The following is a 14,884-nucleotide window of genomic DNA, read 5'->3' on the forward strand; positions in this document are numbered from 1 at the left end:
GCAGACATGGGCTTATTGCAGCACGAAGCCCTTTTGCTCGACATGCTCGGAATCGAGGCCGATCTGCACGTTGAAGTCGCCCGGTTCCGCGACATATTTCAGTTGGGCGTTGTAGAACTTGAGCATGTTTTCGTCGATCGCGAAGCGCACTTCACGCGACTCACCTGCCTTGAGCATGATCTTGCGGAAGCCCTTAAGCTCCTTGACCGGGCGCACCACCGATGCCGCAACGTCCTGCAGATACAACTGCACGACCGTCTCGCCATCGCGCTTGCCCGTGTTGCGCACGGTCACGCTCGCCTCGATCGTGCCGCCCTTGGCCATCGTCCGCGACGAGAGCGTGACGTCGGATACGCTGAATGTCGTGTAGCTCAAACCATAGCCGAACGGGTACAGCGGGCCGTACTGCGCGTCGAAATATTGCGACGTGTAGTTGGCCGGCTTGCCCGGCGTGAACGGCCGGCCGATGCGCAATTGGTTGTAGTACGTTGGAATCTGGCCGATCGAGCGCGGGAACGTAATCGGCAGCTTGCCCGACGGGTTGTAGTCGCCGAACAGCACGTCCGCGATCGCGTGACCGCCTTCGGTGCCCGCGTACCACGTCTCGAGCATGGCGTCTGCGTTGGCCTTCGGCCAGTTCAGATCGAGCGGACGGCCATTCATCAGCACCACGACCAACGGCTTGCCCGTTGCCTTGAGCGCCTGCAACAGCGCGAGTTGACTGCCCGGCAGCGACAGGCTCGTGCGGCTCGACGCCTCATGCGACATGCCGCGCGATTCGCCAACCGCCACAATCAGCGTGTCGGCATGGCGTGCGACCTTCACGGCTTCGTCGATCATCTGTTGCGGCGTGCGCTTGTCCTGCACGACTTCCGGATTGTCCCAGTCGAGGAAGTTGAGATACTCCACCACGCGCGGGTCGTCGGTAATGTTCGCGCCGCGCGCATAGCTCACCTGCGCCTGCTTGCCGAGGGCATCGCGCACGCCCTGAAGCAGCGTAACAGCCTGCGCCGCCTTGCCCGCTGCCGACCAGCTTCCCATGACGTCGATCTTCGCATCGGCGAGCGGCCCGATCACAGCGATCTTGCCCGCCTTGCGAAGCGGCAACGTGTCGTGCTTATTCTCCAGCAGGACGAGGGACTTGCGAGCCGCGTCGCGGGCAGCGTCACGATGCAGACGGCTTTCGGCACTCACGTCCTTCGGGTCCTGCGCGGCGTTCCCGATACGGCGATACGGGTCGGCAAACAACCCCATGTCGTACTTCGCGCCAAGCACTTCGCGCACGGCGCTGTCGATGTCGCGCATCGGCACGGCGCCGGATTTCACGAGATCGGGTAACTGTTTGAGGTACTGCACGTCGGCCATGCTCATGTCGACGCCCGCCTCGATGGCCAGTTTCGCCGCCTCGCGGCCGTCCTTCGCCACGCCGTGACGCATCAGTTCCTCAATGGCCCCGTGGTCGCTCACGGTCACGCCCTTGAAACCCCATTCATCACGCAGCAGGTCGCGCAGCAACCACTTGTTCGACGTGGCCGGTGTCCCGTTGATGGAGTTCAGTGCAATCATCACACCACCGGCGCCTGCATCGAGGCCGGCGCGATACGGCGGCAGATAGTCCTGATACATGCGCATCGGGCTCATGTCGACGACGTTGTAATCGCGCCCGCCCTCCACTGCGCCATACAGCGCGAAGTGCTTCACGAAGGCCATCAGGCTGTCGGGGTTCGCGGGCGAGGTGCCCTGAAACCCCTGCACGCTGGCACGCGCGCTCTGCGAGACCAGATAGGGGTCTTCGCCGAAGCCTTCCGACGTGCGCCCCCAGCGCGGATCGCGCGAGATGTCGACCATCGGTGCGAACGTCGCGTCCAGTCCGTCGGCACTCGCTTCGATGGCGGCCACGCGCGCCGCTTGTTTCACCACCGGCATATCCCAGCTCGACGCCAGCCCGAGGCTGATCGGGAACACGGTACGATGCCCGTGCACGATGTCGTAGGCGAAGAAGATGGGAATCTTCAGGCGGCTTTGCTTCACTGCGGCGTCCTGCAACGGACGGTTGTCCTCGCGCGTGACCGAGTTGAACGTGCCGCCCACGCGACCGGCGGCAATCTCCTTGATGAGCATGGGCTGCGGCATATCCGCCCCGATGCTTATCAGGCGCAACTGCCCAATCTTCTCGTCGAGCGTCATGCGCACGATCAGATCGTCGATGAACGCCTGTTTGGCGGCAGGAGACGGCATGGCAGCCGAGGCATTGCCCGGCGCACCGTTGTTCGGGCCGGAAGGCGCGTCGGCAAAGGCCGGCGCCACTACGAGGCTGGCGGCGAGAGCCAGCGCACAGAACATTCTCATCTGATAGCGATCCAATGTGGCGCGACGCGAGGATGCCGGTAAAGTTGTCTGCGGCAGCCCCCGTCGTATCAACTGGCGTTACCCAGTCCGGAGAAACGCGCCGGACACGTAACGGCGAAGTGCGATACTTTGCCACAATTGGTATCTTCGAAGCGATTCCGCCCCGTTTTTGCGCAGATCCGTGCGAAATGAGACGCCTGCGAGATTCGCAGGAAGCGCGCAGGCGGCGCGACGAGACATGATACGTTCCCCCAACTTCTGGAGAGATTCGTGGTTCTGTTTTCCCCCGCCATGTCCTGGCATCGACGCATGCGCTCGTTCTTGCCTGCGCTTGTGGCAGGCGTCGCCTTGTTGAGCGCGGCGTATGCCCACGCCTTCTCCCTCGACGACGTGACCGCCCGCGCGAAGGCGCTTGCCGACAAGCCCTATACCGCACCGGTGAGCAACCTCACGCCCGCTTTTGCGAACATGCAGTTCGGCGACTACATCAAGATTCAGCCCCGGCGCGAAACGTTCGAATGGAACGATCAGGCCACGCCGTTCCGGCTGGGCTTCTATCACCAGGGCATGCAGTTCAGCACGCCGGTGAAGATCAACGAGATCGTCGGCAGCGGCAGCAACACAAAGATCGACGAGATCAAGTACGACACCAGCCGCTTCGACTTCGGCGACCTCAAGCTCGACCGCAGCGCCACGCATCACCTCGGCTACGCGGGCTTTCGCGTGCTGTACCCGATCAACGAACCCGGCAAGCTCGACGAGGTCATGAGCGTGCTGGGCGCGAGTTACTTCCGCGTGATCGGCAAGGGACAGATCTACGGTCTGTCGGCGCGCGGTCTGGCCATCGACACGGGCCTGCCGATTGCCGAGGAATTCCCGGCCTTCCGCGAGTTCTGGATCGAACGCCCGAAGCCGGGCGAGAAGCATCTCGTCTTCTACGCACTGCTCGACTCGAAGCGCGCCACCGGCGCCTATCGTTTCGATCTGGCGCCGGGCGAGGACTCCGTGTTGAAGGTGCAGGCACGGGTGTTCATGCGCGGGCCAGTGACCAAGCTCGGCATCGCGCCGCTCACGAGCATGTTCCTGTTCGGACCGAATCAGCAGCGCGACCCGTACAACTTCCGCCCGGCATTGCACGACTCGAACGGGCTCGCGATTCACGCCGGCAACGGCGAGTGGATCTGGCGTCCGCTGAACAATCCGCGCAATCTCGCCATCAGTCAGTTTCAGGTAACGAATCCGCGCGGCTTCGGACTGCTCCAGCGCGGACGCGATTTCGCTCAGTACGAAGACCTGAAGGATCGCTACGATCTGCGTCCGAGCGCCTGGATCGAACCGCAGGGCGATTGGGGCAAGGGACATATCGAATTGGTGGAGATTCCGTCGCCGGACGAAACCAACGACAACATCGGCGCGTTCTGGACGCCGGACCAGTTGCCGCCCAAGGGCCAGCCGTTGCAGGCCGATTACACGATCCACTGGACGATGAACGAGCGCGGCATCATCGATCGCAATCTGGCCTGGGTGAAGCAGACGCTTCGCACCGCCGGCGAGATCACGCAAGCCAACCTGATTCGTCATTTCGACGGCAGCACCGGACTCATCGTGGACTTCGACGGTGGCCCGCTCGCCTCGCTACCCACGGGCTCGGTCACACCGCAGGTCAGCGTGAGCGATAACGCCACCATCATCGAGCAAACGCTGCAACCGAATCCGGTCACGCGCGGCATGCGCCTGAATCTGCGCGTGATGGTCAAAGACCCGGCCAAGGTCGTGGAACTGCGTGCGGCCCTCGTCGCCGGCGGCAAGGCCGTGAGCGAGACCTGGAGCTATCAGCTCCCCCCGTTCTCGGTCGCCAAGCAATAAGTTGCATCCCGCCGCTACGTACGGCGGCATCTTGCCGCCGCACGGCCCTCCCCCTTCGCAGCACCACCCATCACAATTAAACAGGCACTTACGTGCCGTGTTTTCTCATGTAAAACCCTGAAACAGGCAAATTACCCTTGCAGTTGGCGATCAATTCGCGTTTACTGCATGCACAATATTGCATAAAAACCACCCTTCGCTGTTCACAGAGGTGGTTTGCTGCATTGGCAACGGCCGCAGGCCGTGCCGGTGTGGCTCGGCCTGGTGCCGCTTGCGTCGGTCAAGACATCCCCAAGACTCTCCGCGTTTCGACGGAGGGCGGATTCGTTATGGAGACACCCGCATGCGACACATCGACGTACACCACCTGGCCGACGAAGCGCGCTTTAACGGCTATCACGGCCGCATTCTGCTTTGGTGCGCGCTCATCATCATCTTCGACGGTTACGACCTCGCGGTCGCGGGCATTGCGCTGCCGTCGATCATGAAGGCGATGAACGTGGACGCGACCAGCGCCGGCTTCATGGTCAGCGCTGCGCTGTTCGGCATGATGTTCGGCGCCATCGTAATGGGCATGGTGGCCGACAGCATCGGCCGCCGCAAAGCCATCGCCATTTGCGTGCTGATGTTCTCGCTCTTCACCGCCGCCGCGGGTTTCACGCACGAGCCGATCAGCTTCTCCGTCACGCGCTTTTTCGCGGGGGTCGGGATCGGCGGCGTGATGCCGATCGTCGTCGCGCAAATGACAGAGTACTCACCGCGCAGACTGCGCGGCACGCTCGTCACCCTCATGTTTTCAGGCTACTCGGTCGGGGGCATGCTCGCCGCCCTGCTTGGCAAAGGTTTGATCGAATCGTATGGATGGCAGTCCGTCTTTCTCGCGGCAGGTCTGCCCGCACTGCTCGTGCCCTTCGCGATGAAAGCGTTGCCGGAGTCGATGCCGTTCCTCATCCGCACGGGCCGCCTCGATGCGCTCAAGCAAGTACTCTCCCGGCTTGCGCCGCACTATGCCGCGCAGCCGGGCGATCAGTTCGCGCTGCCCCCGACGGATCGCAAGCAGGCCGCGCCGCTGTCGCGCCTGTTTCAGGACGGCCGCGGGTCCAGCACCGTCATGCTGTGGGTGGCGTTCTTCATGTGCCTGTTCATGGTGTACGCGCTCAGCTCGTGGCTCGCGAAGCTCATGGCCAGTGCCGGCTACAGCCTCGGCTCGGCGCTCACGTTCGTGCTGGTGCTGAACTTCGGCGCGATGCTCGGCGCCATCGGCGGCGGCTGGCTCGCGGATCGCTTCAACATCAAGTACGTGCTCGTTGGCATGTATGCGCTCGCCGCCGTGTCGATCACGTTGCTGGGGGTGAAGGTGCCGACGCCGGTGCTGTTCGTGCTCGTCGGGTTGGCTGGCGCGTCGACCATCGGCACGCAGATCGTCACCTATGCCTATGCGGGCCAGTTCTACCCGATGGCCGCGCGCGGCACGGGCATCGGCTGGGCCTCGGGGGTAGGACGCAGCGGCGCCATTCTCGCGCCCATCGTGATCGGCGTGCTCGTGAGCATGTCGCTGCCGTTGCAGCAGAACTTTATCGCGATCGCGATTCCCGCCGTGGTCGCGGTCGTAGCCGTGTTGCTGATCGACCACAAGAAATCGGCGTCGGTGCAACAGCAAGCCGCAACGCAATCGCCCAGCAATGCGGCAGGACTCGCGAACGGCGCGGGAGAACCGGCGTAATCTCGCGCGTCAAGGCATACTCGGGTGTCGACGTCTGACGTCAACGCACGACGGCGCGGTCTGGTGCCGTCGTGCGAAAATGCGCCCCGCAGCGGTCATGGGAATGACGGCGGCTTTCAGTGACGCGACGCGTCGGTACAGGGGCCAACCATCAATTGCCCGGCGCATACGCGGTACATGAAAAATCATTCAACCCGAGCACCGCAGGTGCCGATATCCAGATAGCCGTCCCAACGGACGATCTGGGGAAGATCAACATGACGCGTCTCGCTTTGCTGAGTGCTTTCGCACTGGCCGTCGCCCACGCTTCGGCCTTCGCTGCCCCCCCCGACGACGCTACCGTCGCCCAGCTTTCCACCCGGCAAGCCATCACTGGCGATGCCGTCTTTGGCGGCAGCCAGGCCGCCACGCTCGGCACCGACGCCCTGCGCGACGCGCACGGCAATTTCGGCGTGAACGTTGCCGCCGGCGCCCTCCACGTGCAGTCGAACCAGTTCGTGCTGGCGAGGGCTTCACACGTTGCGATCGATACCCGTCAGACGCTTCGCGATGCCGCGACCGTCGCCGGCGCGATGAACGCGTCGCTCGGAGACCGCGCACTGATGAGCGCATCGGGCAATATCGGCGTGAATGTGGCGGCAGGTGTCGCCAACGCACAGGCCAACGCGCTGGCGATTCATTAACGGCGCAGTGAGGCCTCGCCCGGCCGGATTACGTCTCGGCCGGGAACCGGTTCTGCAGATGGCCTAGCCAGCGTGCAACGACGTCGAGTTCCGCCTCGGTGAAATCGTCGTGCAGCAGCGCATTGAGGTCCGCGAGGATGTCGCGGGCACGGGCCATCGCCTTATGCCCGGCCGCCGTGATACGCAATCGCGTGGCGCGCCCGTCGTCGGCGTCGGCGCGGCGGGTGAGCAGGCCTGCGGTGACCATACGGTTCGCCAGTCCCGTCATCGACGACGGCGAGAGCTGCAACGCCGCGCCGACTTCGCCCACGAGCGCATCTTGGTGGTGCAGCAGATAGAAGAGCACACCGGCCTGCGCAGCGCTCACGCTCGCGCTATCGCCGGCCCGCGCATCGATCCATCGCTGGACACGCCGCTGACCGACGTTGAGCAGGAAGTACAGTCTGCGCTCGGCAGCTTCGCCTTTTCCCGGTTTCTTGGCGGCCGCAGCGGTCTCGGCGGCAGCGGGTGGTCGGCGTTTTGGCATTCGGTCTGATGGAATCGTAGTTACGTCGTTGTCACGTCGGTGCGATGGGAGACGGTGTCGTCGTCGCAGGCATCGACGCACCCTGCCGCGCGGGCCCCGCCGACAGTAGCCAGTCTACGGTTTCCGGCCATAGAAACGCACCGGAACGTTGGCGGAAGTATCCCATATGCCCGATCGATCCGGCATCCGAACGAATGGCGGGAACTTCTCGACGCGTCACCGGGGCGTTCCGAAGCCGGGAGACCAATATATCGATGCCCATCGGCGTGGCCCAGAGGTCGTCGTCGAAACCCAACGAAAGGATCGGTGTGCGCACACGCGCGAAACGCGCTTCGGCGTCGAGCGTCGGGTCGTCGAAGAAGTAGTTCGGCAACCGGGTCCATCCACTCCATTCGAGCAGCACGCCTGCGGGCAGATCCTCACCGAAGCCCAGCTTTCTGCCTGGCAAGTACCCGGCAAGACGCGCCAGCACCGGCGCCACCCAGTGCATCAGCACGGTGATGCGCACGCGCTCGCGCCGGTGGCTCACCACACGCATTGACCCCGCATGCGAGGCCACCTGCACGGCGGCGACCAGCCGATTCGAACTTTCGCACAACCCGATGGCATGGCCGCCGAAACTGTGTCCAACGGCATAGACCGGCAGCGACGGATACCTCTCGAACGCCCAACGGGTGACACCTTCGGCATCGAGATCTGCCCAGTCGCGCATGCGCGCCGGGAAGCCGCGTAGCGCCGGCGGGCGAGATCCGTCGATGCCCCGATAGCTGTAAGTGACTGCGATCAGACCGCGCTGCGCGACGTATTGCGCGAAGGCGAAATAGAGACGCTCCGGCACGGCTGTCGCGGGATGAACCAGCACGACACCCCGCGCGGGCAACGCGTCGGGATACCAGGCATGTGCACCCAGCGGATAGGCGTCAACGGCAGGAATTTCGACGGCAAGCGGTGGCATAACAAAGCTCCCCGGGCACTGGCACTCCGTTTGGTCTGCGCGGCGCCTTTCAGTGAAACAATCTGAATCGCGACATATTTCGCACACGAAGTATATTATGAATATTATTTCGCTTGCGAAATAAATAAAAATCGAGCGTAGGTCTGCGTTCAAATTCGATCGGGTGCGGTGCGATGGGTTCTCGCCCTGGAGCGGCACGTTCCGCGTCACCGAAACGGCGTCACCGGCGTTCAGATATGGTAAGGTGCCGCTCTAAGATTTAGGCGTTGCGATGGCCCCGACTTTCCTCTGGACTCACTTGTTCAACGATGTGTTTGCGGATGAAATCGATTCGCTGCCCCTCGTCAACATTCATGGTTTCTCATTGAAAGAATTCCGAGTTTTCCGATGATCACATATGCGCCGATCGGTGCGGGATCCGAGAGTCTTCGTCGATACCAAACGTTATTCTCTCTATGCTTTCCACGCGCTGAGAAGTTCAAGCACTCCGAATTCTTGAAGTGGCTGTACTTCGAAAATCCGGAAGGACACGTCGTGGGATTCGATGCTTTTGACGGCGACCGCCTGATCGCCCACTATGCGTGCATACCCACGACGATTCGGCTACGCGGTGACGTTGTGCGGGCGCTTCTGTCGCTCAACACGGCAACTCATCCTGATTTCCAAGGCAAGGGGCTCTTCTCCAAGTTGGCCGACATGACGTATCGTCACGCCGCCGATTTGGGCTTCGATTGCGTCTACGGCGTTGCAAACGCCAACAGTACGCCGGGCTTTGTACGAAAGCTCGGTTTCCATCTGGTGCAACCCCTTGATGCGCGCATCGGTTTTGGCACAATTGGCATCGATTTCTCCGCAGTTGCACGAGATGCCGAATTCGAGCGAGCCTGGAAACCGGAGGCGCTCAGTTGGCGCCAAGCCAATCCCATCAATCCGATCAGATCCTGGCGTCAGCACGACAGGCTTCGTTTTGAAGCAAAAGCCGCCGGACGATGGGTGTCTGCAATCGCGGAACTCCCGGAAGCCGGCGTACAAGCGAAGGATTCCGAGCCGCCGGGCATTCAGTCGCCAGCGCGGGTGTTTCTGGGCCTGGTGCCGGACGGCGCTTGCGCGTTTCGCACCTATTGGCAGATTCCCGCGCGCTGGCGTCCATCGCCCTTGAACTTCATCTATCGCTCATTGACGAAAGACGGAGACCAGGTGAGCTGCGGCAAGATTCAATTCTCGTTTATGGACTTCGATGGTTACTGAAAACACATTGCCGTCGCCACTTGTCACCGTCTTCCTGTTCGCCCATCAGGATGACGAATACGGCGTTTATGAATTGATTCATCAGTCGGTTTGTCAAGGCCGGCAAGTGATGTGCATCTATTTTACGACAGGCGTTCGCAGCACGGACGACCCCTCGACCCGCAATCGGGAGTCGCTTGCAGTGTTGAACGACATGGGGGTGCCGGCCGACAACGTGATCTTCGCGGGAGCGGCGCTCGGAATCAGCGATCTCAATCTCCACCGCTCGCTTCGCGAGGCGAGTGACTGGTTCGAGGCATGGTTGCTGAGTCATTCGCACATCGACGAGATGTTTGTGACCGCATGGGAAGGCGGACATCCTGACCATGACAGTTTGCATGCCATTGCGGTTCACACATGTGTGAGGGTGGGGATTGCGAACGTCCTGCGTCAGTATTCTCTCTACAACGCGTTCAATCGCCCAAAACCCTTTTTCCGGGTGCTGGCGCCCTTGCCCCATAACGGTCGAGTGGATCTGACGTCGATTCCCTGGTCCCGGCGGCTACGGTTCCTCAAGTACACGTTGCGCTATTCGTCGCAGCGAGGGAGTTGGGTGGGGCTATTTCCGTTCATGCTGCTTCATTACGTGCTCCGCGGCACACAGGCGGTGCAGGGCACGAGCGTCGAGCGCCTTCAGGAGCGGCCTCACGACGGGCCTCTTTATTACGAGCACCGAAAATTTGCGACGTGGCCCGATGTGCGCTCGCGGATTCAGGAATGGCGCGCGCAAAAAGACAATTCCTCTATTGCCGACGACTGACAGATGCAGCGGGTTCCCACGAGATATGGGTACTGTCTGGCCACGTTCATTCAGAGGCTGCGTAACGCGGTCGAGCTCGTGCTGGCGGCCGACTCCGGCCCCATGTCGTAAAAGGAATCGCTTTCTCGTAGCGAATGCCGCCGTCAATGCACGCCGTCCAGACACGCAGGCGATAACACCGCCTTCGCACGCTGGGCGAACGCCGGCCAGCGGCAGCTTTTTCCATCCGGGCCATCGCTGCAATCGGGCAACGCGAGTGTCACGCGTTTTGCCGGTTCGTCGAGCGAGAGTGTGGTGAGGTGCCGCATCTGATGCATCGATTGATACACCATCTCCACGCGCACGAATGCGTCACCCGCCAGATCGCGCCACAGCGTGAACACCAGTGCGCCATCGGGCGGCGTGTTATCGGGCTGGTCGGAGAGTTGCCAATCGAGCTTGAGCATGCCCGCGACATTGGCCACGTTCGTGTCGTGGCCAATCAGGACATAGACGCGGTTGCCCACTGGCAGAACAGGTCCACGCACCGGTGCAGGGGCCGGTGCGCTACTCTGCGCCGCCGAACGCGTCAGCGCATCGAGGGTGACGGCCAGCAGTGGCGTGCCGTTGGCCGACGCGAGATAGGACGTGCGGTTGAGCAGATCGCGCTGCGCGTTATGCGCTTCGAGCAGACGCGCCCAGTCCTGCTCGTCGCGAATTCTTCCCCAGGCCACGTCGCTGTCGGGCAAGCCTTCGCCATATTGCAGCAGGAAGACCTCCGACGCCTTCGCCGCACTGCCGAGCGCCCCGCGCAACGCCACGCCGCTGCCATCGCCTTCGACGCGCAATCGCGTGGGCACGTCCTCGAGCTTGCAGCCGCCTTGTGCGCCGCATGCAGGACTGTGCGCGTAGTCGAGCACTTCGCTCATGCGCGCAATCGTCGCGGCGTAGCGCTTGTTCAGGCCCGAGACGCCGTCCGGCGCCAGACGCGCCTCGATTGCGCCGCGCGCCACGCCCGGGTCGAGCGGGCAATCCCCCGCAGCTACAGGCTGAAATACCGCGTCGTAAGTCGTGAGATCCGCCTGATGCGACGCGCGCATGTCACACCCCGGCGCCATGCCTTGCAGCAGCGCATTGCCGGTCTCGCGTGTGCGTTGGTCGATGTCGGCCCATCCATAGACCGTGCCGGGTGCCGGGCACGCGTTATCGGGCAACACACGCCGCGCGCGCAGCCAATCGCCGTAGTAGCGGCCCATGCGTTCGGCCAGCGAGCCGCCGCGCGCCGTCAGATAACCGGCGGGCACCGGCCAGCCGGGCCAGGCGTCCGGGCTCAGCTTGTCCAGCGGAGGCTGGGCATGGGTCGGCGATCGCACGCCATGACGGCTCACGATCACCGTGGAGATCAATGTCCAGTCGGCGGGCATGCCATCGATGCGTGCCGCTGATTCAGGCGGTCTGGCCTGCCCCGGCGGCGGCGGCGAAGTGGTGCTGCAAGCGCTCAGCGCACCTGCGACGGCGAACGCCGCGATGCTCGCCGTCCACCGCACACCGCTGCGCCTTTGCCTGCGGCGAACCGGAACGTCTGGACGAACATCTCGGGATCGAACGGGTTCACGAGTCATCACACGGATCATGGCGGCAGTCATGGCAACAAGTCGGGGTGACAGGGGACGGCGTTGACGCTCATCTTACCGTGCGCCGTTAGCGTCGCCCCAACCAACCTGAAAGCGTGGCGCAAATGCATCGGCTGCGAACGTAACGACACCGCGCACCCCGTCGAGCCCGCGACTATCCGATGACCCCGTCCGCACGCCCCACGGCACCGAAACGCCACGACAACCGGTGCGCCGCCGCAATCAGCGCCTGTGCCGGTGGTGCGTCGAGCGCCGTCTCGAAACTGCCCGCCGACCCCATCAACGCGAGCACCAGGGTGACTTCCCCCGTGTGATCGAACACCGGTACCGCCACGGTATCGATGCCGGGGACCGGGTTGCTTAACGCCGTATCGAATTGCTGCTCCCGGATCGTCGTCAGCCGCGCAGCATAGTCCGGCATCGGTGTCACCGGCCGGCCTTCCGCGCCTAGCCCCGCCATGCGCACAGACTCCTGCGCGAGCAAACCGTCGAGCACCGCTGGCGGCAGGAAAGCCGCGAACGCGCGTCCGATGGCGGTGTTCACCAGCGAGAGCACCGTGCCGATGCGCAGGCTCACGTGCTGCGGGCGCATCGCCTCTTCCAGACGAACCACCGTGGGCCCGACCGGCCCCAGCACCGCCATCGCCGCCGACAACCCGGTGGCTTGCGCAAGCGCGAGAATCTCCGGCTCGGCTTCGCCGGTCGGCGAGAGACGTTGCAGCGCCATCAATCCGAGTTCGAGACTCAACGCCCCCGCTTCGAAGTTGCCGTTCTCGTCGCGCGCGAGCAAGCCCGCACGTTGCAGGCTCACCAGATGCGGATGGGCCTTCGCCGCAGCCATGCCCGCGTCGCGCGCGAGCGCGCCCAGCGCTAGCGGGCGTCCCGCCGCAACCAACGCTTCGAGCAACGCGCCTGTGCTTTCAAGCGCCTGAATGCCGCGCTGCGGCTTCGCCGGGGTCGTCGTCACGTCGTCCGTCGTCTCACTTGTTCCTGCCCGGCTTCGCGTCGCGCTCATGCACTCACCTCACCGACTTCCCGATCCGCATCGACCTGCGCCGCGATAGCCCTCGCCGCCGCACGCAATTCGCTTGCCGCCGCACCTTCCCACGCCACGTCGAGCGCCGCCGTCGGCCCGATGGCGGTGAGCGCCAGACGCAGACGTCCGCTCGCATCGAACACCGGCGCACACAAACTACTCACCGACGGACTCGGCGTGTTCACGCTGCGCGACATGCCATGCGCACGTGTCTCTTCCAGCAACGCGTTGAACCGTTCCCGCTCAGCCGGCGTCGCCGGCATCTGTTCATGCCACGCTTGCGGCCATTGCGCCTGCGGTGTAAAGGCGCAGAACGCGCGGCCGGTCGACGTAGCCGTCAGCGACATCACCGAACCGACATGGAGATTCACGTGCAGCGGAAACGCCGCGCGTTCGAAATGCACGACGACCGGACCTTGCGGCGCGCGAGTACAGATCGCCACACAGAAGCCGGTCTCGCGGGCCAGCGCGATCACGCGAGGCACGGCAGCGCGATAAGCCGGATCGTTTTCAAGATGCAACAACGAGAGACGCAACGTCATGGGACCCGGCGCGTAGTCACCCGACATCGGGTCACGCTTGAGCAAACCCAGTCGTATGAGGCTCACTAGATACGGGTGCGCCTGAGCAGGCGGCAGCCCGGCGAGCGCGGCGAGATCGCCCGGCCCCAGCGGGCGGCGAGCCTGCGCCAGCGCCTGGAGCACGCGCGCGGCCACGTCCACGCTTTGCACGCCACGCGAGGCTCGGCCGGGCTGGCCGCTCGCGCCGGCGGCACCGTCCATCGGAATTGGGTTCATGCAGTCATGGGAGCCAGGCTCCCCAAGAAAAATGGCCTAGATTCTAAACAAGTCGGCGTCCGTTGCTTCAATCTTCCCTGCTATGCCACAGGGTTAACCCGGAACGAAAACGCCTTCAGATCGCCAACGCCACAACATTAGCAAATAACAATCACATTTGTCATTGACAAATATTCTGAGCGTTTCGTAAGATGCCCTCATCATCCGCACCATCCCCGCAGACGAGATAAGAGAGAGACAAGCATGGCCAAAGCATTCGCCTCGCAAGCTGACCTGGAAGCCAAGAAGGTCACGTTCACCCAACTGTCGGAAAACACTTGGGCCTATACGGCCGAGGGCGACCCGAACTCCGGCGTCATCATCGGCGACGACGGCGTGATGATCGTCGACACGACGGCCACGCCCGCCATGGCGCAGGATCTGATCGCGAAGATCCGCACGGTCACCGACAAACCGATCAAGTACGTGGTGCTCTCGCACTACCACGCCGTGCGCGTGCTCGGCGCATCGGCCTACTTCGCCGAAGGCGCTCAGCAGATCATCGCTAGCCGCGGCACGTACGAGATGATCGTCGAACGTGGCGAAGCCGACATGAAGTCGGAGATCGAGCGCTTTCCGCGCCTGTTCGCCGGTGTCGAGACGGTGCCCGGCCTCACGTGGCCGACACTCGTCTTCGAGAAGGAAATCACGCTCTTCCTCGGCAAGCTCGAAGTGAAGATCGCGCACCTGGGTTCGGGTCACACCAAGGGCGACACCGTCGTGTGGCTGCCGTCGCAAAAGGTGCTGTTCTCGGGCGACCTGGTCGAGTACGACGCCGCCTGCTACACCGGCGACGCGCAACTCGCCGAATGGCCGGCCACGCTCGATGCGCTGGCCGCGCTCGGAGCCGAGAAGCTCGTGCCGGGCCGTGGCCCCGCGCTGACCACGCCCGAGGAAGTGGCCAAGGGCCTCGCCTACACGAAAGACTTCGTGACGACGCTGTTCGAAGCGGGTAAGCAAGCGGTCGAGCAAAAGCTCGACCTCAAGGGCGCGATGGCGCTCACGCGCAGCCAGATGGATCCGAAGTTCGGCCATGTGTTCATCTACGAACACTGCCTGCCGTTCGATGTGACCCGCGCGTTCGACGAAGCGAGCGGCATCACGCATCCGCGCATCTGGACGGCGCAGCGCGACAAGGAAATGTGGGCCGCATTGCAAAACTGAGTTCGATCCCGGCGCGACCTCGGTGAGCGCGCCGGCAGCAAAAGCGAAAAGTAAAAAACGGCACCCGCCGACGCATGTGCGCCGGT

12 protein-coding genes are annotated in these 14,884 nt (G+C 63.4%); 6 read left to right on the top strand and 6 right to left on the bottom strand.

Going from position 1 to position 14,884, the window contains the following annotated elements; genetic code table 11:
- Window positions 1-12: 12 nt before the first annotated feature.
- The gene (gene bglX / locus PHO31112_RS10765) at window positions 13-2,343 is read right to left on the bottom strand and encodes a beta-glucosidase BglX (protein WP_150620651.1); all 2,331 of its coding nucleotides are present in this window, start codon (window positions 2,341-2,343) and stop codon (window positions 13-15) included.
- Between the two features lie 315 nt (window positions 2,344-2,658).
- On the opposite strand from bglX, the gene PHO31112_RS10770 reads away from it, so the two are divergent.
- The 3 genes from PHO31112_RS10770 (at window position 2,659) to PHO31112_RS10780 (ending at window position 6,621) form a co-directional block, all read left to right on the top strand.
- Window positions 2,659-4,215, top strand: a complete 1,557-nt coding sequence (locus tag PHO31112_RS10770; protein WP_425495179.1) for a glucan biosynthesis protein G — start codon at window positions 2,659-2,661, stop codon at window positions 4,213-4,215.
- A 343-nt stretch (window positions 4,216-4,558) separates the two neighbouring features.
- Window positions 4,559-5,938 carry an MFS transporter gene (locus tag PHO31112_RS10775; protein ID WP_150620501.1) on the top strand — a complete coding sequence of 460 codons (1,380 nt, stop codon included), beginning with the start codon at window positions 4,559-4,561 and terminating at the stop codon, window positions 5,936-5,938.
- Between the two features lie 257 nt (window positions 5,939-6,195).
- Complete coding sequence (locus tag PHO31112_RS10780; RefSeq protein ID WP_150620502.1) at window positions 6,196-6,621, top strand: hypothetical protein; 426 nt, start codon at window positions 6,196-6,198, stop codon at window positions 6,619-6,621.
- A 28-nt stretch (window positions 6,622-6,649) separates the two neighbouring features.
- On the opposite strand, the gene PHO31112_RS10785 is transcribed toward PHO31112_RS10780, so the two are convergent.
- Together PHO31112_RS10785 and PHO31112_RS10790 are read right to left on the bottom strand one after the other, a co-directional pair.
- Window positions 6,650-7,147, bottom strand: coding sequence for a MarR family winged helix-turn-helix transcriptional regulator (locus PHO31112_RS10785; RefSeq protein ID WP_150620503.1), 498 nt, complete (start codon window positions 7,145-7,147; stop codon window positions 6,650-6,652).
- Between the two features lie 31 nt (window positions 7,148-7,178).
- Complete coding sequence (locus PHO31112_RS10790) at window positions 7,179-8,102, bottom strand: alpha/beta hydrolase family protein (protein ID WP_150620504.1); 924 nt, start codon at window positions 8,100-8,102, stop codon at window positions 7,179-7,181.
- Window positions 8,103-8,489: 387 nt separating this feature from the next.
- Here PHO31112_RS10790 and PHO31112_RS10795 point away from each other — a divergent pair, with 387 nt between their 5' ends.
- Together PHO31112_RS10795 and PHO31112_RS10800 are read left to right on the top strand one after the other, a co-directional pair.
- The gene (locus PHO31112_RS10795; RefSeq protein WP_150620505.1) at window positions 8,490-9,350 is read left to right on the top strand and encodes a GNAT family N-acetyltransferase; all 861 of its coding nucleotides are present in this window, start codon (window positions 8,490-8,492) and stop codon (window positions 9,348-9,350) included.
- A gap of 7 nt (window positions 9,351-9,357) precedes the next feature.
- Window positions 9,358-10,149, top strand: coding sequence for a PIG-L deacetylase family protein (locus PHO31112_RS10800; RefSeq protein WP_246178026.1), 792 nt, complete (start codon window positions 9,358-9,360; stop codon window positions 10,147-10,149).
- A gap of 143 nt (window positions 10,150-10,292) precedes the next feature.
- Here PHO31112_RS10800 and PHO31112_RS10805 read toward each other — a convergent pair whose 3' ends face one another.
- From PHO31112_RS10805 to PHO31112_RS10815, 3 genes are all read right to left on the bottom strand, one after another.
- Window positions 10,293-11,675, bottom strand: coding sequence for a histidine-type phosphatase (locus PHO31112_RS10805; protein WP_150620507.1), 1,383 nt, complete (start codon window positions 11,673-11,675; stop codon window positions 10,293-10,295).
- Between the two features lie 241 nt (window positions 11,676-11,916).
- Window positions 11,917-12,777, bottom strand: a complete 861-nt coding sequence (locus PHO31112_RS10810) for an IclR family transcriptional regulator (RefSeq protein WP_150620508.1) — start codon at window positions 12,775-12,777, stop codon at window positions 11,917-11,919.
- Window positions 12,774-13,595 carry an IclR family transcriptional regulator gene (locus tag PHO31112_RS10815; RefSeq protein WP_246178028.1) on the bottom strand — a complete coding sequence of 274 codons (822 nt, stop codon included), beginning with the start codon at window positions 13,593-13,595 and terminating at the stop codon, window positions 12,774-12,776. The genes PHO31112_RS10810 and PHO31112_RS10815 overlap by 4 nt, the downstream gene beginning before the upstream one ends.
- Window positions 13,596-13,838: 243 nt before the next feature.
- Here PHO31112_RS10815 and PHO31112_RS10820 point away from each other — a divergent pair, with 243 nt between their 5' ends.
- On the top strand, window positions 13,839-14,798 hold the full coding sequence (locus PHO31112_RS10820) for an MBL fold metallo-hydrolase (RefSeq protein WP_150620509.1): 960 nt from the start codon (window positions 13,839-13,841) through the stop codon (window positions 14,796-14,798).
- The last annotated feature ends 86 nt before the right edge of the window (window positions 14,799-14,884 follow it).

Source organism: Pandoraea horticolens, assembly GCF_902459555.1.
Lineage (GTDB): Bacteria > Pseudomonadota > Gammaproteobacteria > Burkholderiales > Burkholderiaceae > Pandoraea > Pandoraea horticolens.